This window comes from Halosimplex marinum (assembly GCF_051414075.1).
In the GTDB taxonomy this organism is placed as follows: domain Archaea; phylum Halobacteriota; class Halobacteria; order Halobacteriales; family Haloarculaceae; genus Halosimplex; species Halosimplex marinum.
Genome location: NZ_JBLKNY010000003.1, coordinates 908,116 through 926,074, shown reverse-complemented (window position 1 = coordinate 926,074; position 17,959 = coordinate 908,116). Strand labels below are relative to the sequence as shown.

At 68.3% G+C, this 17,959-nt stretch carries 13 protein-coding genes and 1 pseudogene; 8 read left to right on the top strand and 6 right to left on the bottom strand.

What is annotated here, in order from left to right; genetic code table 11:
* Positions 1 to 20: 20 nt before the first annotated feature.
* The 6 genes and pseudogenes from ACMGFI_RS05605 to uvrB all read right to left on the bottom strand — a co-directional run bounded on the left by ACMGFI_RS05605 (position 21) and on the right by uvrB (position 10,609).
* Positions 21 to 1,613: an outer membrane protein assembly factor BamB family protein gene (locus ACMGFI_RS05605; protein ID WP_436908018.1), complete on the bottom strand. Its 1,593-nt coding sequence runs from the start codon at positions 1,611 to 1,613 to the stop codon at positions 21 to 23.
* Between the two features lie 207 nt (positions 1,614 to 1,820).
* Positions 1,821 to 2,834: pseudogene (locus ACMGFI_RS05600) on the bottom strand (ribonucleotide-diphosphate reductase subunit beta); the annotation flags it as partial.
* 19 nt (positions 2,835 to 2,853) lie between these two features.
* A complete protein-coding gene (locus ACMGFI_RS05595) occupies positions 2,854 to 5,361 on the bottom strand; it encodes a ribonucleoside-diphosphate reductase subunit alpha (protein ID WP_436908016.1) in 2,508 nt (835 codons plus the stop codon).
* Between the two features lie 216 nt (positions 5,362 to 5,577).
* Positions 5,578 to 6,801 (bottom strand): sensor histidine kinase, encoded by a 1,224-nt coding sequence (locus ACMGFI_RS05590; protein WP_436908015.1) that lies wholly within the window; start codon positions 6,799 to 6,801, stop codon positions 5,578 to 5,580.
* A gap of 170 nt (positions 6,802 to 6,971) precedes the next feature.
* A complete protein-coding gene (locus ACMGFI_RS05585) occupies positions 6,972 to 8,039 on the bottom strand; it encodes a phosphotransferase family protein (RefSeq protein ID WP_436908014.1) in 1,068 nt (355 codons plus the stop codon).
* Positions 8,040 to 8,545: 506 nt separating this feature from the next.
* Positions 8,546 to 10,609 carry an excinuclease ABC subunit UvrB gene (uvrB, locus tag ACMGFI_RS05580; RefSeq protein ID WP_436908012.1) on the bottom strand — a complete coding sequence of 688 codons (2,064 nt, stop codon included), beginning with the start codon at positions 10,607 to 10,609 and terminating at the stop codon, positions 8,546 to 8,548.
* A gap of 207 nt (positions 10,610 to 10,816) precedes the next feature.
* Here uvrB and ACMGFI_RS05575 point away from each other — a divergent pair, with 207 nt between their 5' ends.
* The 8 genes from ACMGFI_RS05575 (at position 10,817) to radA (ending at position 17,901) form a co-directional block, all read left to right on the top strand.
* Positions 10,817 to 11,764, top strand: coding sequence for a cation diffusion facilitator family transporter (locus ACMGFI_RS05575; RefSeq protein WP_436908010.1), 948 nt, complete (start codon positions 10,817 to 10,819; stop codon positions 11,762 to 11,764).
* Complete coding sequence (locus tag ACMGFI_RS05570) at positions 11,761 to 12,216, top strand: SpoIIAA family protein (protein ID WP_436908008.1); 456 nt, start codon at positions 11,761 to 11,763, stop codon at positions 12,214 to 12,216. Before ACMGFI_RS05575 ends, ACMGFI_RS05570 begins: the two co-directional genes overlap by 4 nt.
* 525 nt (positions 12,217 to 12,741) lie before the next feature.
* Entirely contained in the window at positions 12,742 to 13,623 is an 882-nt protein-coding gene (gene htpX / locus ACMGFI_RS05565) for a zinc metalloprotease HtpX (RefSeq protein ID WP_436908007.1), read from the top strand.
* A gap of 63 nt (positions 13,624 to 13,686) precedes the next feature.
* A complete protein-coding gene (locus ACMGFI_RS05560) occupies positions 13,687 to 14,556 on the top strand; it encodes a M48 family metalloprotease (protein WP_436908005.1) in 870 nt (289 codons plus the stop codon).
* A gap of 188 nt (positions 14,557 to 14,744) precedes the next feature.
* Positions 14,745 to 15,551, top strand: coding sequence for an aldo/keto reductase (locus ACMGFI_RS05555; RefSeq protein ID WP_436908003.1), 807 nt, complete (start codon positions 14,745 to 14,747; stop codon positions 15,549 to 15,551).
* A gap of 102 nt (positions 15,552 to 15,653) precedes the next feature.
* Positions 15,654 to 16,259 (top strand): PspA-associated protein PspAB, encoded by a 606-nt coding sequence (gene pspAB, locus ACMGFI_RS05550; RefSeq protein ID WP_436908002.1) that lies wholly within the window; start codon positions 15,654 to 15,656, stop codon positions 16,257 to 16,259.
* On the top strand, positions 16,256 to 16,711 hold the full coding sequence (locus ACMGFI_RS05545; RefSeq protein ID WP_436908000.1) for a hypothetical protein: 456 nt from the start codon (positions 16,256 to 16,258) through the stop codon (positions 16,709 to 16,711). Before pspAB ends, ACMGFI_RS05545 begins: the two co-directional genes overlap by 4 nt.
* 143 nt (positions 16,712 to 16,854) lie before the next feature.
* Positions 16,855 to 17,901 carry a DNA repair and recombination protein RadA gene (gene radA / locus ACMGFI_RS05540; RefSeq protein WP_436907998.1) on the top strand — a complete coding sequence of 349 codons (1,047 nt, stop codon included), beginning with the start codon at positions 16,855 to 16,857 and terminating at the stop codon, positions 17,899 to 17,901.
* Positions 17,902 to 17,959: the final 58 nt, after the last annotated feature.

The following is a 17,959-nucleotide window of genomic DNA, read 5'->3' as shown; positions in this document are numbered from 1 at the left end:
GAGCGGTCCGCGCCGGCCCGTCAGGCCTCGCCGTCGGTCCCGTCGCCGTCGGTCGGGTCGCCCGCCCGTCGGAGGCCCAGGGCCGTCAGCCCGCCGATACCGGCCAGCGCCGCCCACGCCGGCAGCGAGCCGCCGCCGCTGGTCGTCGTCGCCGCGCCGCCGCTCCCGTCGTCCCCGCTGCCGGCCGGCGTCGCCGTGGGCGTCGCTGTCGGCGTGGCCGTCGACGCGGCTGTCGGCGTGTCGGTCGGCGTGGCCGTGCGGGTCGCCGTGGGCGTCGCTGTCGGCGTGGCCGTACGGGTCGCCGTGGGCGTGACCGTCTCAGTCGGCGTCGGCGTCGCCGTGGGCGTGGCCGTGGGTGTCGACGTCGCCGTCGGCGTCGGCGTGGCGGTCGGCGTCGCCGTCGGCGTCGGGGTCGGCGTGGTGATCGTCGTCCGGTCGCCCGCCGCGATGGACGTGATACCGTCGCCAACGGCGTAGACGGCGTCCGAGACCGCCAGCGACGGCGTCCCGACGCCCAGGTGCGCCCGCCACAGCTCGTTGCCCTGCCGGTCGAAGGCGACGACCTCCCCGGCGGTCGTCGGGACGTAGACGGTGGTGTCGCCGACGGCGGGGACACCGACCACCGGGTTCCCGACGTCGACCCGCCAGACCTCCTCCCCGTCCTGGTCGCCGACCGCGTAGAGGCTCCCGGCCTCGGTGCCGACGTACGCCCGCCGGCCCTCGAACGACGGCGTCCCGGAGACGGCGCCGTCGACGCCGTACGACCAGCGGGTGTCGCCGCTGCGGGAGTCGAGCCCGTAGACGGTCCCGGCGTCGGTCCCCACGTAGAGGAAGTTCCCCTTGATCGAGACGGAGCCGCCGACGCTCCCCGAGACGGTCGTCGTCCAGCGCTCGCGGCCGGTCTCGATGTCGATGCCGTGGACGGTCCCGGACTCGGTGACTGCGTAGGCCGTCTCGGTCTCCCGCGAGGCGGCGACCGCCGTCGAGACCGCGTCGCCGGCGTCGTACTCCCAGTTCTCCCGTCCCCGCACCGGGTCGAACTCGTAGACGAAGCCGGCGTCGGTCCCCACGTGGACCTCCGAGTCGCTGATCGAGGTGGTGATCGACGGGGCCACGACCGCCCCCTCGACCGTCGCTTCCCACGACTGTTCGGCGGTGCGGGCGTCGACGGCGTACACCGTCCCGCCCTCGGTGCCCGCGAACACGTCCCCGCCGTAGAAGGCCGGGCAGCCGCCCACCGGGGTCTCGGTCTCGAACGTCCAGTCGCGCTCGCCCTCCGCGTCGCCGACCGCGACGATCCCGTCCGCCGTACCGAACGCGAGCCGGTTGTCCTTGAGCGCCGGCGCCGTCGTCGCGCCGTGGTCCGTCCGCCAGCCCACCTGGACGCCGTCGACCGGCGCCTGGTCGTTCGTCGCGCCGCGGTGGACCGCGTTCTGCCCGAACATCGGCCACTCGGTGTGGGTCGTCGCGGCCGCCCCGGCGGGGCCGCCGTCCGCCGAGTCCGCCGGCCGGTCGCCCGCCGCGTCCGCGCCGCTCGCGACACTGCCCAGCAGTCCCGCGCCCGCGAGCGCCCCGAGGAACCGCCGCCTGCTGGCCCGGCCGTCGCCGCTCATCGGCGGCCCCCGTTCGCGTCCGTTCGCCCGTCCGTCCGCCGTCGCTCGCCCTGAACCCGTTGCATACCGAGGTAACTGTCGACTCCCCGGAAATAGTTTTCCGTTGGCACAGGACTGGCGACGGCCGGCGCCCGGGTCGGCCGGCGACGGGACCGCTCGCGGGCTGACCGATCCGGCCGGCCGCTTCGGCCGGCTACCCGGTCGGGCCTACCACTCCAGCTGGCCGCCGCTCTGGTACTCGGTGACCTGCGTCTCGAAGAAGTTCTTCTCCTTGTTGAGGTCGGCGGCCTCCGACATCCAGTCGAAGGGGTTGTCGGTCCCGTACTGTTCCGGGAGATCGAGTTGCGCACACCGCCGGTCGGCGACGTACTCGACGTACTCCGCGAACTGTTCCGGCCCCATCCCCAGGATCTCCTCGGGGCAGGCCTCGCGGGCGTAGCGCCCCTCCAGCTCGACCGCCTCGCGGACCAGCTGGACGACCTCGGCCTCGAAGTCGTCGGTCCAGGCGTCGGTCTCGGTCCGGATCTGGTCGATGAGGTCGACCCCGAACCCGAGGTGGAGCGACTCGTCGCGCATGATGTACTCGAACTGCTGGCCGATCCCCGTCAGCTTGTTCTGCCGCTTGAGCCCGAGCATCATCGCGAAGCCCGCGTAGAAGAAAATGCCCTCCATGATGACGTAGAAGCCGACCAGGTCGCGGAGGAACGCTCGCACGTCCGCCTCGTCGTCGATGGTGAAGTCGGGGTCGTCGACGACGCGGGTCAGGTCGACGACGAAGTCGTCTTTCGCCTCGATGGCGGGGATGCGGTCGTACATCCCGTAGAGGTACTCCGGGTCGAACCCGAGCGAGTCGCAGCAGTAGATGAACGTGTCCGTGTGGACGGCCTCCTCGTAGGCCTGGCGCAGGAGGTACTGTCGACACTCCGGCGCGGTGACGTAGTCGTAGACGGCGAGGACGATGTTGTTGGCCGTCAGCGACTCCGCGGTCGAGAAGAAGCCGAGGTTCCACTCGACCAGGTCCTTCTCGGCCTCCGTCAGGGTGCCGTCGCTCCACTGTTTCACGTCCTCGCCCATGGGGATCTCCTCGGGCGTCCAGTTGTTGGCGACCCCCGACTGGTAGTACTCGCGGGCCCACTCGTAGTCCATCGGCAGGATCTTGTTCGGGTCGTGCGTGTCGTTGTCCGTCGTGTAGGTTATCGGCATCGTGAGTCGCTCCTGGTGGTCGCTCGCGGGTCGGTGTTCACTGGCAGGCGTCGCAGGTCGGGTCCTCGACGCTCGGCAGGTCGCGGTCGCTGCGGTCCCCGTCGGCGTCTGCGGACTCGTCGCTCGCGTCCCCGTCGGCCACGTCGCCGCCGCGCTCCCTGGTCTGGGTGCGGCCGTACTCGCTCATATCGAGGGTGGACTTCTCGAACTGGCTGGCGCCCAGCGTCCGCAGGTAGTAGGTCGTCTTCAGGCCGAGGTCCCAGGCGGTCTCGTACACGTCCGCCAGGAGGCTCCCGTCGGTCTCGGGGAAGAAGACGTTGTGGCTCTGGCTCTGGTCGATCCAGACGCCCCTGGCCGCCGACAGCCGCAGCTGGTGGCGCGGGTCGATCTCGAAGGCGGTCCGATAGAGCTCCTGCAGGTCGTCGGGCACCTCGGCGATCTCCTGGACGGAGCCGTCGTGGAACTTGATCCGGTCGCGGAGCTCGTCGGTCCAGCGGTCCCGCGCGGCGAGGTCGGCGACCAGGTCGTCGTTGACGACCGTGAAGTCGCCGCTCATGTTCGACTTGACGTAGAGATTGGAGTAGAGGGGCTCGATGGACGCGGAGGTGCCGGCGATGGTCGATATCGTGGCGGTGGGCGCGACGGCCATCGTGTTCGAGTTGCGCATCCCGTGTTCGGCGACGTGCTCGCGCACGCGGTCCCAGTCGAGGCGCTCTTCGACCTCGACGCCCACGTCGCGCCCGCGCTCCTCCTCCAGCAGTTCGACGGTGTCCTGGGGGAGGATACCCCGGTCCCACTTCGAGCCCTCGTAGCTGTCGTAGGTACCGCGCTCGGCGGCGAGCTTCGAGGAGGTGAGAATCGCGTTGTAGGCGACGAACTCCGTCACCTCGTCGGCGAACGCGACGGCCGCCTCGCCGTTCATCGGGACGCGCTGTTCGATCAGCGCCTCGTGGAACCCCATCATCCCGAGCCCGATGGGCCGGTGTTCCATGTTCGACCGCTCCGAGCGGTCGGTCGGGTAGAAGTTGAGGTCGACCACGTTGTCGAGCATCCGCATCGCGGTCTCGACGGTCGATTCGAGCCTCTCCCGCTGGATGCCGTCCTCGTCGACGTGCTCGGCGAGGTTGACCGAGCCGAGGTTGCAGACGGCCGTCTCCTCGGTGGAGGTGTTGAGCGTGATCTCCGTGCAGAGATTGGAGGAGCGGATCGTGCCGGCGTGGTCCTGGGGCGAGCGGACGTTGCAGGCGTCCTTGAACGTGATCCAGGGGTGGCCGGTCTCGAAGAGGCGAGTCAACGTATCGCGCCACAGGTCGGCGGCGTCGACGCGCTCGTACTGGCGGAGTTCGCCGGCGTCCGCCTTCGCCTCGTACTCGCGGTAGAGCTGTTCGAACTCCTCGCCGTATGCCTCGTGGAGGCCCGGGACCTCGTCGGGCGAGAACAGCGTCCACTGCTCGTCGGCCCGGACCCGTTTCATGAACAGGTCGGGGACCCACGCGGCGGTGTTCATGTCGTGGGTGCGCCGGCGCTCGTCGCCCGTGTTCCGTTTCAGGTCGAGAAAGTCGGGGAAGTCGAGGTGCCACGGCTCCATGTAGGCGCAGGCGGCGCCGCGGCGCTTGCCCGAGCGGTTGATCGCGGCGGTCACGTCGTTGGAGATCTTGAGGAAGGGCACGGTCCCGGTGGACTCGACGCCGGTCGACTCGATGAGCGAGCCCGAGGCCCGCACCGGCGTCCAGTCGGTGCCCAGGCCGCCGGACCACTTCGAGAGCTTGGCGTGGGCCTTGTAGGCGTCGAAAATGCCCTCCAGGTCGTCGGGGACGGTCGTGACGTAACAGGAGGCCAGTTGCGGGTGCGTGGTGCCCGCGTGGAACAGCGTGGGGGAGGAGTGGACGAACCGCAGCGTCGAGAGCAACTCGTAGAACTCCTTCGCGTACTCGGCGCGGTCGCCCACGGGTTCGCGCAGGGCGATGCCCATCGCGACGCGCATCCAGAACGCCTGGGGGAGCTCCAGCGGGTCGCCGTCGTCGTCGAGGAAGTACCGCTGGGCGAGCGTGTCGACGGCGATGTGGTCGAACCGTTCGTCGCGCTCGGGGCGGATCGCCGCCGCCATCTCATCGAGGTCGTAGGTGAGCAGTCGCTCGTCGATGATATCGGCGCGAACCCCCTGCTCGATCCCCTCGACGAACGCCTCGCGGTAGGCGTCGGCGTAGTCGTCGTCGAGGTCGGCGTCGTCGGTGACTCGCCCGTCCTCGTCGGCGGGGAGCGCCCAGCCGTCGCCGGGCGGGTCCTCGCCGGTGACCGCCCGGAAGTGCTTGCGGCGGGCGACGCGGGCCGCCGCGTCGTCGTAGGCGGGATGCCGTTCGATACGGGCGGTCAGCTGCCCGACGATGCCCTCGTCGCGCTCGTCGGCGTCGACGCCGTCGTACAGCGACCGCTCGACGGACTGGACCAGCTCGCCTACGGTCCCGTCGTCGATCACGTCTTCGTGGCCTGTGCGTGCGCGCTCCAGCACGGAGCGGATCGTCGACTGCGCTGTCAGCGTACTCATGGGTAGTGTCGCCACTGTTCGGTGGCGAGACGGCACGCGCGGCCGCTCGGCTACCCGGGCGAGATAGCCCGAGGAACCCGATTACGGCCGTTCGCGGTGCGTTCTATCCTGTCCGGCGCCCCCCGAATAAAGGTTTCCAACAGAAGTTTCATTAGTACAATCTCGATTGTTTTCCGTCCGAATCGCGTTGGATCCGGTCGACCGACGGGGCGCCGGTCAGCCGGTTTCGGAGGGGGCGTCCGGTGTGGTGGCCGTCGGGTCGGCGGGTTCGGCGGACGCAGTGGCGGACCCGGCAGACTCGGTCCCGTCGCCTGGGGCCCTGGGGAGACGGACGCGGAAGACGGCGCCGTCGTCGCCGTTCTCGACGAGGTCGATGCGGCCGCGGTACCGGTCGACGAGTTTGGCGGAGAGGTAGAGGCCGATGCCGTGGTCGACCGCGAACGTGTCCGGGCGATCGAACAGCTCCGGGACCGTTTCCCGGGGGACTCCCGACCCGTCGTCGGCGACGCGAACGGTCACTGCCTCGTCGGAGACGGTCATCGTCACCGACACGGACAGGGGGTCGTCGTTGTGTTCGACCGCGTTGCTCAGCAGGTTGCCGAACACGCGACCCACGAGCGAGTCCGCCTCGACGAGCGCGCGCTCGGGCAGGTCGGTCTCGAACGTCGCCCCGTCGTACCGGCGGTCGGCCGTCTCGACCTGTTCGCTGACGACCGCCGCCAGATCGACCGGTTCGAGCGGCCGCTCCGCTCGCGTCGCCTCCAGCAGCTCCCGGACGTTCTGGATCACGTCCGTCACGTCCCGGCTCTGACGGTAGATCGTCTCGCCGCGTTCGTGCGCGGGCGTTCCGGACTCGTGGTCGTCGCGGAGCACCTCCGCGTTCCCCGCGATGACCTGCATCGCGTTGAGGATCTCGTGTCTGAGCAGCCCGTTGAGGTAGTCGAGGAAGTCCCGCTGGCTGACGGCGTGTTCGGCCCGGAACTCCGCGCGAGCGGCGTCGACCGACCGCTGGACGGCCCTCGCCTCCGAGACGCCGACGGCCAGTCCGAGTCCGGCACCGACGGCCACGCCCCAGCGAAGCCACGCGACGAACATCCCGGTCGAAGTGACCCCGATCACCGCGATGAGCACGAGGTTGAACACCACCGACGCGGCGACCGTCCCGACGACCCACCGCCGGATCCGCGGGTAGCGCTCCGGGTCGAGGTCACTTCCGGGCAAGCGGTAGCCCGCGTACCCGATCGCGACCACGAACGGGAGCGTCGTGACGACCCCGACCAGGAACTCGCCCGTGAACATCAGGGCGTCCCCCCTGAACCACCCCAGCCACCCGCCGGCGCGGGCGACCCCCTCCACGGCCACGAATCCGCCCAGTAGCGCGGCGGACCAGAGCAACTGCCGCGGGAAGCCACCGGCCTCCGCGGACGAACTCCCCGTCATACCCATCCATTCATCAGATACTGATAAATAATCGTCGGAACGTTACCAATTTACACCGCACTGAAACGGCGCCGAGGCGGTTTCTGGGTGGCGATACAGTTCGATAGCGGAACTGTCGCCGCGCCAGTATCGGATATGAGACTGGCGGGGTCGTCCGAGCGACCCCCGGTTCAGCGGTGGCACCCGACGCGCTCGCGGAGCGCCTCGGCGGCGGCCTCGCGGCGGTCGCCGGAGCCGATCCCCCGCAGGTCGAACCACGAGTCGAAGTTCAGCATCGAGTGGACCTCGACGAGCAGCGCGTAGCACTCGCGGTTGGCCCGGAACTGCTCGACGACGTGGCTCGGGCCGGCCTCGCGGTAGCCCGCGAGGAGGCCCGCGCGGATCCGCTCGCTGTAGTCGGGCTGGTCGGGCACCAGCGGCCAGTGGCCGCCGGCGAGGGTGTGTTCGACGAACGCCAGGTCGTAGGCCGGCGTCGCGGCGACGGCGAACTCCCAGTCGAGCAGGCCCGTGACGGCGCCGCTCTCGGGGTCGACCAGCGAGTTGTCCAGCGACTGGTCGATCCGACAGAGCGCCGGTCGGAACTCCCCGGTAAGGTCGTCGACCAGCGCGTCGAGCGCCGACACGACCTCCTCGCGCAGGTCGGCGAAGCGGGTGTCCGCGAGGCGGTCGTCCAGTCGGTCGACCTCGCCGCGGAGGTAGTCGGTCCAGTCGTCTGTCGGGTCGTGGACGGTGATCTGACCGGGATCGGTGCTCGGACGGCCGCCGTCGAGCGAGGCGTCGCGGTCGGCGCCGACGAAGCCGTAGGCGTCGACGGCGTCGAACCGGTGGAGCTCGGCGAGGAGGCGGCCGGTCGAACAGCCGAGTTCGCGGACCGCCTCGGGCGAGAACTCCGGGAGCGCCGTTCGGCTGTGGTTGGCGCCCGGGAGCACCGACGCGAGGAACGCCGGCGTCGGCAGGTCGGGCTCGTCGTCGACGACGCCGAACACCTCCGGGACGGGGAGGTCGGTGTGGGCGCCGAGGACGGCGAGGACCCGCGCCTCGTCGTCGCAGACGGGGTCCTGGTCCCGGCGCGTCGCCTTGAGGACGCACTCCCGGGGCCCCTCCGGGGTCGTCACGTCGAGGAAGTAGACGACGTGGGAGCCGTCGCTGGCGGGCGTCGCCGACTCGACCGTCCAGGTCGGTCGGATGCGGCCGAGTAGTTCGGTGATCTGTGCGTGCGGGATCGTTCGGTCGGTCATCGTCGTGTGGTGTGGCTGTGATGTCGGTCTGCGGGCGCGTCCGTCCGCCGGGGCGACGGACGGACTGACGGCTGTCGGTCCTGAGAAGGGAGAACGCCGCCGGCGCGGCTATCGAGTGCGGCGGCCGGCGGCGACCGGAGCGGCGAACGGGCGACTATCGCGGATTCGAGCGGTGTCGCGCCGTCACCGGCCCGGTCAGCAGTCCGAGTTCATCGGCGGCGATCCGGTTGGGTTCGAAAAAAGTGTTCGGTGGGTGTGTGACGTTCTATCACGGGGCGGCTGGGGGCCGTTCGAACGGAAGTAGCATCCGGCGCGAAGCGCCGGTTCACCGGACGCGAGCGAACGGAGTGAGCGAGTCGTCCGGCCTTTTTCCCCAAGTTTTTGCGGTAGCGAGGGACCGGAGGTCCCTCGGACCATGCGAACGGCGCGAAGCGCCGTGCGCAGACGGAGGATCCCCGCAGCGCGCCTTCGGCGCGCGAGGAGCTCTCCGCCGCAAAAAGTGGGCTTTAGAATTCGTCGACGGGTTCGGGGACGACGCCCTCCTCGTCGTCGCCGCCGGCGAGGTCGTACTCCTCGCGGAGCTCGTGGATGCGGTCGCGGATGTCGGCGGCGAGTTCGAACTCCAGGTTGTCGGCGGCCTCCTCCATGCGCTCCTCGAGGCGCTCGATAGCGCGGGCGGCCTCCTCGTCGTCGTCGGGGTCCATCGAGGAGGCGCCGTCGGTGTCGGTCTTCGACCCCGGCAGCGAGGACTCGCCGATCTCCTTGTCGATGGTCGTCGGCTCGAAGCCGTGTTCCTCGTTGTATTCCTGCTGTATCTCCCGGCGGCGGTTGGTCTCCTCGATGGCCGACTCCATGGCGTCGCTGGGGTCGTCGGCGTAGAGGACGACTTCGCCGTTGACGTTCCGTGCGGCGCGCCCCATCGTCTGCACCAGGGTCGTCTCCGAGCGCAGGAACCCCTCCTGGTCGGCGTCGAGGATGGCCACCAGCGACACCTCGGGGATGTCCAGCCCCTCCCGGAGGAGGTTGATCCCGACGAGCACGTCGATGTCGCCCAGCCGGAGCGACCGGATGAGTTCGTGCCGTTCGAGGGTGTCGGTCTCGTCGTGCATGTACTCGACGGCGACGCCCGCCTCTTCGAGGTACTCGGTGAGGTCCTCGGCCATCCGCTTGGTGAGCGTCGTGACGAGCACCCGCTCGTCGCGCTCGACGCGGTCGTCGATCCGGTCGAGCAGGTCGTCGATCTGGCCCTCCGCCGGCGAGACCTCGACCGCGGGGTCGACCAGGTGGGTCGGGCGGACGATCTGCTCGACGACCTGGTCGCTGACCTCCCGCTCGTAGTCGGCGGGCGTCGCGCTCACGTACAGCGTCTTGTCGGTCTTCTCCTCGAACTCCTCGAAGGTGAGCGGCCGGTTGTCGTAGGCGGTCGGGAGCCGGAACCCGTTGTCGATGAGCGACTCCTTCCGGGAGCGGTCGCCCTCGAATTGCCCCTTGATCTGTGGGATCGTCTGGTGGGACTCGTCGATGACGGTGAGGAAGTCGTCGGGGAAGTAGTCGATGAGGGTGTAGGGCGGGTCGCCGGAGTCGCGCTCGGAGAGGTGGACGGAGTAGTTCTCGATGCCCGAGCAGTAGCCCGTCTCCCGCATCATCTCCAGGTCGAAGGTGGTCCGCTCGTCGATGCGCTGGGCGGCGACGTGGTCGCCCTGGCGCTCGAAGTAGCGGACCCGCTCCTCTTTGAGTTCCTCGATCTCCGCGATGGCCCGCTGGAGGCGCTGTTCGGGGATCGAGTAGTGTTCCGCCGGGTGGATCAATACGGCGGGCTCGCTGGATTTCACCTCGCCCTCCAGCGGGTCGACCTTCAGCATCCGGTCGATCTCGTCGCCCCAGAACTCCACGCGGACGGCGTAGCGCCCGTACATGGGGTAGATCTCCAGGGTGTCGCCCCGCACCCGGAAGGTGCCCTGCGTGAAGTCCACGTCGTTGCGCTCGTAGTTGAGGTCGACCAGCCGCGAGAGCACCTCGTCGCGGTCGATCTCCTGACCCACCTCCAGTTCGAGGCTCATGTCGACGTAGTTCTGCGGGTCGCCGAGCCCGTAGATGGCCGAGACCGAGGCGACGACGATCACGTCGTCGCGGGTGAGGAGGGAGCGCGTCGCGGAGTGGCGCAGGCGGTCGATCTCGTCGTTGATGGAGGCGTCCTTCTCGATGTACTTGTCCGTCTGTTCGACGTAGGCTTCGGGCTGGTAGTAGTCGTAGTAGGAGACGAAATATTCGACGGCGTTGTCGGGGAACAGCTCACGGAACTCCTCGTAGAGCTGGGCGGCCAGGGTCTTGTTGTGGGCGATGACGAGGGTGGGCTTCTGGATCTCCTCGACGACCCAGGAGACGGTGTTGGTCTTGCCCGACCCCGTGACTCCGAGCAGGGTCTGTTTGTCCATCCCCTGCCGGAACCCCTCGGCGAGTTGTTCGATGGCCTCGGGCTGGTCGCCCGCCGGCTCGAACGGCGCGTCGACCCGGAACTCGCTCTCGGCGTCCGGCCTGTCCGGCGACAGGGGTCCCTCGGTGTCGCTCATTACCCGGGAGTAGGGCTGGAACGACTTGAGGTGTGTGTTTACCCGTCGGTCGGTGCTGGGTTCGGTGTGCCTGTCCAGCACAGGAGCACTCATTGCATCACCCACCGTATTAATAATCTAATCTGCAAACTTTATTAAGATATGGTTATATAATTCGATTTAATAGCAACTAATTTAATAAATCTGGGATGGAAAAGTCGAGACTACATGAGCGACCATAACTCGGGCGACGGCCACGACGGTTCACACGAGGACCATCGCCACGGGCATGACACGTCATCGACGAGCCGCCGAAAGCTGGCTGCCGTCTCGGTCATTAACCTGGTAGGATTCGTCGCTGAACTCGCGGGTGGCCTTCTCTTCGGGTCGGTCGCACTCCTCAGCGACGCCTTCCACATGCTGTTCGACGCCTTGGCGTACGTGATGGCGTTTGCCGCTGCCCACGCCGCCGAACGCTATGGCGAAGGGGATCGCTGGTCGTACGGTCTTCATCGTCTCGAACCACTGTCGGCGTTCCTCAACGGTATCCTGCTACTGCCCATGGTCGCGTTCATCCTCTGGGAGTCCTACCAGCGGTTCCTTGAGCCGGTAGCTATCGGTACTGGTCCAACGCTCGCCATCGCGCTCGGCGGTCTGCTGGTCAATGTCGGCTCGGTGTACATCCTGCGGGGTGGCGAGATGAGTCTCAATGAACGGGGAGCGTTCTACCACCTCCTCGGCGATGTCGGCGGCTCGGTTGCCGTCATCGTTTCCACGATCGTTATCGAACTGACCGGCACGCAGATCATCGACCCGATCATCGCGGGGCTGATCGCTATCCTCATCGTGTGGTCAGCAGGGAAGGTTCTCCGCGGAAGCGGCGCAATCTTTCTGCACCGAACGCCGTTTGAGCAGAGCGACGTGCGTGCAATCTTGGAGGAAATCGACGGCGTTACCGCGGTGGATGACCTCCACGCCTGGCAGATCTGCAGTCAGATCACGGTCGCTACGACACATCTTGAAACTGATGTGGATTCCATGACCGACGCCGAGACAGTGAACCGCCGCGTTCACGAGGCTCTTGCAAAATACGGCGTTGACCACGCCACCGTTGAACTGTGTCCTGGGTACGGAGAGCGCGACACGCGCCTAAATACCCACCACCACTACCCATGACCGAGAACGACCCCTCCGCGTTGAGAGCCACCGGGCAGACGCCTTCCCCGATGTTTGAGGTTCTTGAGGCAACCTCCGAGGACGTTGTCGCTGTTCGGATGCATCACGGCACGCCTGCCGGGTATCGAGAGTTCTACGATTTGCTCGTCGAGAAGACTAACGAGTACGGCTCAGTACACGTGTATGAGGAGGCACGAGGATGGACGATGACAACGTACCTCTCACACCTGCACGGCATCCGCCCCGATTTGCGAACAGGACCGAAATTTGAAATCGACCGATATGCCGCAGTCGGTGATTCACGGTGGGCAAAACTACTGTACCACCAGTGGCGTGCGATCGCCCCGGTCTGGCCGGTTGCACCGGCCGAGATGCGCTACTACGAACTGCCCGAACGCAAGCGTGCGCTTGATTGGGTAGCGGCTGCCACCTCGACGAAACAGGGCCAATAGAGGATAGAAAAGGATATCGAGCCAAGTTTGATAGATTCACCGTGCGAGTTGGGTAGTTGTTCCTGCTGATCGAGTAGTGAAAGAAATAGTGACGACTGCGACCGCACTTGCCAGTAAGCGATGAAAGCCCTCGGCCCGCTCGCGGTCGCTGAGCGGGATATCCGCGCTCTCCGCACCGCCCGCGCGGATAGTGCCCGCTCAGACGACTAAAATGGATGCGAGCGCGCCTCGCCCTTTCAGTCCACCAGGACCGCAACCGCACCGCGACCAGCCCGCACTGCGACCGCAGACAGCCACGACCCTCCCCAGCCGATTCGCTCCTGCCGTCGCTCCTCCCTCGCGCGACTACGGTCGCGCGCATGAACGCGCGCGACAGCGCGCGCCGACCGCACCGCAACCGCTCACCGCAACAGCTACCGCCTGTACTGAACGGTGCCGAGGAGACTCCGACGGGCCCCGCCGACGAGTCGGCGTGCCGGCGAGTGACACGAGTGATTGATATGGCGGCCGGCCCCTATTTTCGCTATGGAGTGGAAAACCGACTGGGGTCTCCGCGGGCGGATGTTCTTCACGATGTTCCTCCTGGCAGCCCTGTACATCGCCTTCCTCGGGGTGTTGCTGTGGACGAACCAGTCGTTCGTACTCATCGTCGGGTTCATGAGCGTCTTCCTGATCGCGCAGTTCTTCTTCAGCGACAAGCTGGCGCTGCGGAGCATGGGCGCCCGCGAGGTCTCCGAGGAGGAGTACCCCGAGCTACACCGGATGGTCGGCCGGCTCTCCCAGCAGGCCGACCTGCCGAAACCGACCGTGGCCGTCGCGGACACGCGGACGCCCAACGCCTTCGCGACGGGGCGCTCACAGAAGTCGGCGACCGTGGCGGTGACCACGGGGCTCCTGGAGACGCTCGACCAGGAGGAACTGGAGGGCGTGATGGCCCACGAACTCGCACACGTCAAGAACCGCGACGTGGCGGTGATGACCATCGCGTCGTTCCTGGCGACCATCGCGATGTTCATCCTCCGGTGGGGCTTCCTGTTCGGCGGCGGCGGCCGCGACCGCCAGGGCGGAGGCGGCGGCATCATCGTCGCCGTCGTCGCCTCGCTGGTGGTCTGGATCGTCTCGTTCCTGCTCATCCGCGCGCTCTCGCGCTACCGCGAGTACGCCGCCGACCGCGGCGGCGCCGCCATCACCGGCAAGCCCGCCGCGCTGGCCTCCGCGCTGATGACCATCGACAGCCGGATGGACCGCGTGCCGAAGGAGGACCTGCGCGAGCAGTCGGAGATGAACGCCTTCTTCATCGTCCCCATCGACTCCGGCGTCATCGCGAACCTCTTCCGCACGCACCCGACCACCGAGCGCCGCGTCGAGCGCCTGCAGGATCTGGCCGGCGAGATGGAGACGGCGTAAGGCCCCGCCCTGGCCTCCCGTGCCGACCGAAGACTCATAAGTCAGCGAGAGTGAACGTCCCGTATGGAGTGGCAGACCGACAGCCGCCTGACCCGCCGGATGGTCCTCGCCCTGGGGCTGGCCCTCCTCGGCTACGCCGCCCTGCTCGGCCCGGTGGTCTGGGTCCTCCCGCCCGCCGGTGCGCTCGTCGTCTGCGGCGTCCTCCTGGCGGTCCTCGGGGGGCTCGTGCTGGAGGCCGACCGGCTGGCATACCTCGCGACGAAGGCCGTCGCGATCGAGCGCGAGGACCACCCCGAACTGTTCGACGCCGTCGAGCGGCTCTCCCGGCAGGCCGACGTACCGCGGCCGGCCGTCGCCGTGGTCCCCAGCGACGAGCCGAACGCGATGTCCGCGGGCACGGGGAACCGCACCGTCGTCTGCGTGACGCTCGGGCTGCTGAAGGAACTCGACGACGAGCAACTGGAAGCGGTGCTGGCCCACGAACTCGCCCACGTCAAGAACGGCGACTCGTCGGTGCTGACCGTGGCGGGGTTCCCCGCGACGGTCGCGCTGGCGATGCTCTCGACGGCGCTGGAGGGGATGAACGGCTGGGCCATCGTGCTGGGCTATTTCGGCGCCGCGGTGTTCCTGGCACTGCTGAGCCTCCCGCTCCTGCTGGTGAGCCTCCCGGGGACGCTCGTCCTCTCGCGCTACCGCGAGTACGCCGCCGACCGCGGCGCCGTGGCCATCACGGGCAAGCCGGTCGCGCTCGCGGAAGCGCTGGCCGAACTGCACGGCCTGCCGGAGCCGCCCGAGGAGGACATGCGCTCGATGGCCGGGTTCAACGCCTTCTGTATCGTGCCGTCGCCCTCGCTCGGACTGCCCGCGACCCACCCGCCGACCCACAAGCGGATCCGGAAACTCCGTGAGCTGGCCGCCGAGCTGGAGGAGTGATACGGATTATTGCAAGTCATTCCGGGATCGACCGCACGCAGTCGTGCAGTCGACCCGGTACACGCTTGCAATAATCCGTATGAGTCGGGCGTCGACGACTGCCCGTCTGGTCCGAACCGGCGAGCACATCGGGAAAGAGCGACCGCTTCCCAAGCCGTTAGGGGCGCGCGAGCCAAGACACGGATACCATGAGTGAACTCGACCTGCACCGGCTCGGACTGGGCACCTGGCAGAACACCGACCCCGAGCAGTGCGCCGAGAGCGTGCGGACCGCGCTGGAACTCGGGTACCGGAGCATCGACACCGCGCAGGCCTACGAGAACGAGGAAGCGGTCGGTCGCGGGATCGCGGAGGCCGACGTACCGCGCGAGGAGGTCTTCCTCGCCACGAAGGTCGACACCGCGAACCTCGCCCATGACGACGTGCTCGCCACCGCCGAGGAGAGCCTGGAGCGGCTGGGCGTCGACTACCTCGACCTGCTGTACGTCCACTGGCCGACGGAGGCCTACGACCCCGAGGGGACGCTCTCGGCGTTCCAGCAACTGTACGACGAGGGGGCGATCCGCAACGTCGGCGTCTCGAACTTCGAACCGCGCCATCTCGACGAGGCGAGGGAAGTGCTGGACGCCCCGATCTTCGCGAACCAGGTGGAGATGCACCCGTACCTCCAGCAGGCGGAACTGCGGGAATACGCGCGCGAGCACGGCCACACCGTCGTCGCCTACTCGCCGCTGGCGCGGACGGAGGTGCTGGACGATCCCGTGCTCCAGGACATCGCGGAGAAACACGACGCGACCGTCCCGCAGGTGACGCTGGCGTGGTTCCTGTCGCTGGACAACGTCGCGGCGATACCGAAGGCCACGGGCGCCGACCACATCCGCGACAACTGGGGCGCCTACGACGTGGATCTGGACGACGGGGACCTGGACCGGATCGCCGAACTGGACCGGGGTCACCGGGAGATCGACTTCGAGGGCGCGCCGTGGGACGAGTAGGCCGGTCGCGCCCGACGAACCGGCGGGGCAACCGCCGGATCGGCGGCAACGAGCGACCGCCGGAGGGAAGCGACTTTTAGGCGCTCGGCCGAATACACGGGCATGGGACTGCTGGACGGCCTGAAGTCCGCGCTGGGGATGAAGGCGGAGGCCGACGCGACCCGGGACGCCGACCCGGAGGACCTGTTCGGGATGAGCACGGCCTACATGACGATGGAGGCCGACCTGGGGTTCGCGCCGGCGGGGGCGGCCGCCCTCTGCTTCGCCGAGGTCGACAGCACGGACTTCGAGGACGCCGTCGAGAACGTCGAGGCCATCCTCGAAGCCGGCGAGGTCGAGACCGGCACCGAAGCCAGGTTCACCACCGACGACCACGGCTACGAGTGGGTCGTCCTGGAGGACGACGACCCCGAGGACCTGGTGACGAGCATCCACTTCGCCGCCGACGAGTTCATCGAGCGAGGCTACGGCTCCCGGTTGCTCGCGGCCGTCTTCGCCTTCGAGAAGGACGACCGGGTGGCCTACTGGGTCTACTCGTTCCGCCGGGGGAAGTACTACCCCTTCGCGCCGGAGGGCGACCACGACAGGCACAACCAGACCGAGATCAAACTCCAGAGCGTACTCGACGGCGAGCTGACCGTCGAACCGGACAAGGAGTACTGGTACCCCCTCTGGCCGGACCGGCCCGGAAACCACCCCTGGGAATGAGCGCGCCCGGAGTCGCGGTCTACGACCACGTGCGCCCGACGAGCGAAGCGGCGGACCGCTCGCCCGTCGAACCGGGCGTCTACCGCGTCGTCGGCGTCGACGAGGGGACGGTCACGCTCCTGCGGGTCGGCGACGCCGACGGCTACCGGGTCAATACCGGCGAGGTCGCAACCGTCGACCGCGAGACGTTCGCGGGGTTCGAGCCGGCCGACAACCCCGACGGGAACCGACCCGCCGGCGAGAGGGCACGCCGGTTCGCCGGGAGCGTCGTCTGGAACCTGCGGGCGTTCGTCGCCGGCCTGCTGGCTCGCCCGGCGCTGGCCGCCGTCGCGCTGGCGCTGGTCGTCGTCGGCCACCAGGGCCACCGGGTCCTCTCGGTCACCGAGTCGTGGCTCACCGCCGTCTACTTCCTCGGCGTCCTCGGCGTGGTCTACCTCGGCGCCCGCGGCTGAGCGCGGCGGGCGTCCGCGCCGCGACCGCCCCCTGACGTATCAACCTTCGGAACGGTCCGATCCGAGCGCCGACCCGGCCCGCGGTTTCACTTTCACTTTGGTGTTAACGAGGGTTTATATGAGGGGCGGCGCAACCGCTGGGTATGGCGACAGAAGACCTCGAAGAGCTGCCGGGCGTGGGTCCGGCGACGGCCGAGAAGCTACGGGAGAACGGGTTCGACGGCTACCAGGGCATCGCGGTCGCCTCGCCGGGCGAGCTGTCGAACACGGCGGACATCGGCGAGTCCAGCGCGGCGGACATCATCAACGCCGCGCGGGAGGCCGCCGACATCGGCGGCTTCGAGACGGGCGCGGCCGTCCTCGAACGGCGCGAGCAGATCGGCAAGCTCACCTGGGGCGTCGACGAGGTCGACGACCTGCTGGGCGGGGGCATCGAGACCCAGTCGATCTCCGAGGTGTACGGCGAGTTCGGCGCCGGCAAGTCCCAGGTCACCCACCAGCTGTCCGTCAACGTCCAGCTCCCCCGCGAGCACGGCGGCCTGGAGGGGTCGGCGATGTTCATCGACAGCGAGGACACGTTCCGCCCCGAGCGGATCGACCAGATGGTCAAGGGCCACGACGACGAGGTCCTCGAGGACGCGATGGTCCTCCACGGCCTCGTCGAGGACGAGGAGGACGCCGACGCCACCGACGAGGCGATGCTCGACGAGCTCGTCGAGACGATGCTCGACAACATCCACGTCGCGAAGGCGTTCAACTCCAACCACCAGATCCTGCTGGCCGAGCAGGCTCAGGAGCTGGCCAGCGAGACCCAGGACGACGAGTTCCCCATCCGGCTGCTCTGCGTCGACTCGCTGACCGCCCACTTCCGCGCCGAGTACGTCGGCCGCGGCGAGCTGGCCGAGCGCCAGCAGAAGCTCAACAAGCACCTCCACGACCTGATGCGCGTCGGCGACCTCCACAACACCGCCGTCGTCGTCACCAACCAGGTCGCCTCCAACCCCGACTCCTTCTTCGGGGACCCGACCCAGCCCATCGGTGGCAACATCCTGGGCCACACCTCCACGTTCCGCATCTACCTCCGCAAGTCCAAGGGCGACAAGCGCATCGTCAAGCTCGTCGACGCGCCGAACCTCCCCGACGGCGAGGCGGTCATGCGCGTCGAGGAAGACGGCCTGATGAACGAGTAGGCCGGCCGGGCCGCGGCGGACCCGCCGTACGGGTCCGTAGTCCACCGTGCGCGGGTTT

Excerpts from the sequence above, each read along its gene's own strand:
- ACMGFI_RS05605 (WP_436908018.1), bottom strand. The coding sequence starts at position 1,613 with ATGAGCGGCGACGGCCGGGCCAGCAGGCGGCGGTTCCTCGGGGCGCTC.
- ACMGFI_RS05595 (WP_436908016.1), bottom strand. The coding sequence starts at position 5,361 with ATGAGTACGCTGACAGCGCAGTCGACGATCCGCTCCGTGCTGGAGCGC.
- ACMGFI_RS05590 (WP_436908015.1), bottom strand. The coding sequence starts at position 6,801 with ATGACGGGGAGTTCGTCCGCGGAGGCCGGTGGCTTCCCGCGGCAGTTG.
- ACMGFI_RS05585 (WP_436908014.1), bottom strand. The coding sequence starts at position 8,039 with ATGACCGACCGAACGATCCCGCACGCACAGATCACCGAACTACTCGGC.
- uvrB (WP_436908012.1), bottom strand. The coding sequence starts at position 10,609 with ATGAGCGACACCGAGGGACCCCTGTCGCCGGACAGGCCGGACGCCGAG.
- ACMGFI_RS05575 (WP_436908010.1), top strand. The coding sequence starts at position 10,817 with ATGAGCGACCATAACTCGGGCGACGGCCACGACGGTTCACACGAGGAC.
- ACMGFI_RS05570 (WP_436908008.1), top strand. The coding sequence starts at position 11,761 with ATGACCGAGAACGACCCCTCCGCGTTGAGAGCCACCGGGCAGACGCCT.
- htpX (WP_436908007.1), top strand. The coding sequence starts at position 12,742 with ATGGAGTGGAAAACCGACTGGGGTCTCCGCGGGCGGATGTTCTTCACG.
- ACMGFI_RS05560 (WP_436908005.1), top strand. The coding sequence starts at position 13,687 with ATGGAGTGGCAGACCGACAGCCGCCTGACCCGCCGGATGGTCCTCGCC.
- ACMGFI_RS05555 (WP_436908003.1), top strand. The coding sequence starts at position 14,745 with ATGAGTGAACTCGACCTGCACCGGCTCGGACTGGGCACCTGGCAGAAC.
- pspAB (WP_436908002.1), top strand. The coding sequence starts at position 15,654 with ATGGGACTGCTGGACGGCCTGAAGTCCGCGCTGGGGATGAAGGCGGAG.
- ACMGFI_RS05545 (WP_436908000.1), top strand. The coding sequence starts at position 16,256 with ATGAGCGCGCCCGGAGTCGCGGTCTACGACCACGTGCGCCCGACGAGC.
- radA (WP_436907998.1), top strand. The coding sequence starts at position 16,855 with ATGGCGACAGAAGACCTCGAAGAGCTGCCGGGCGTGGGTCCGGCGACG.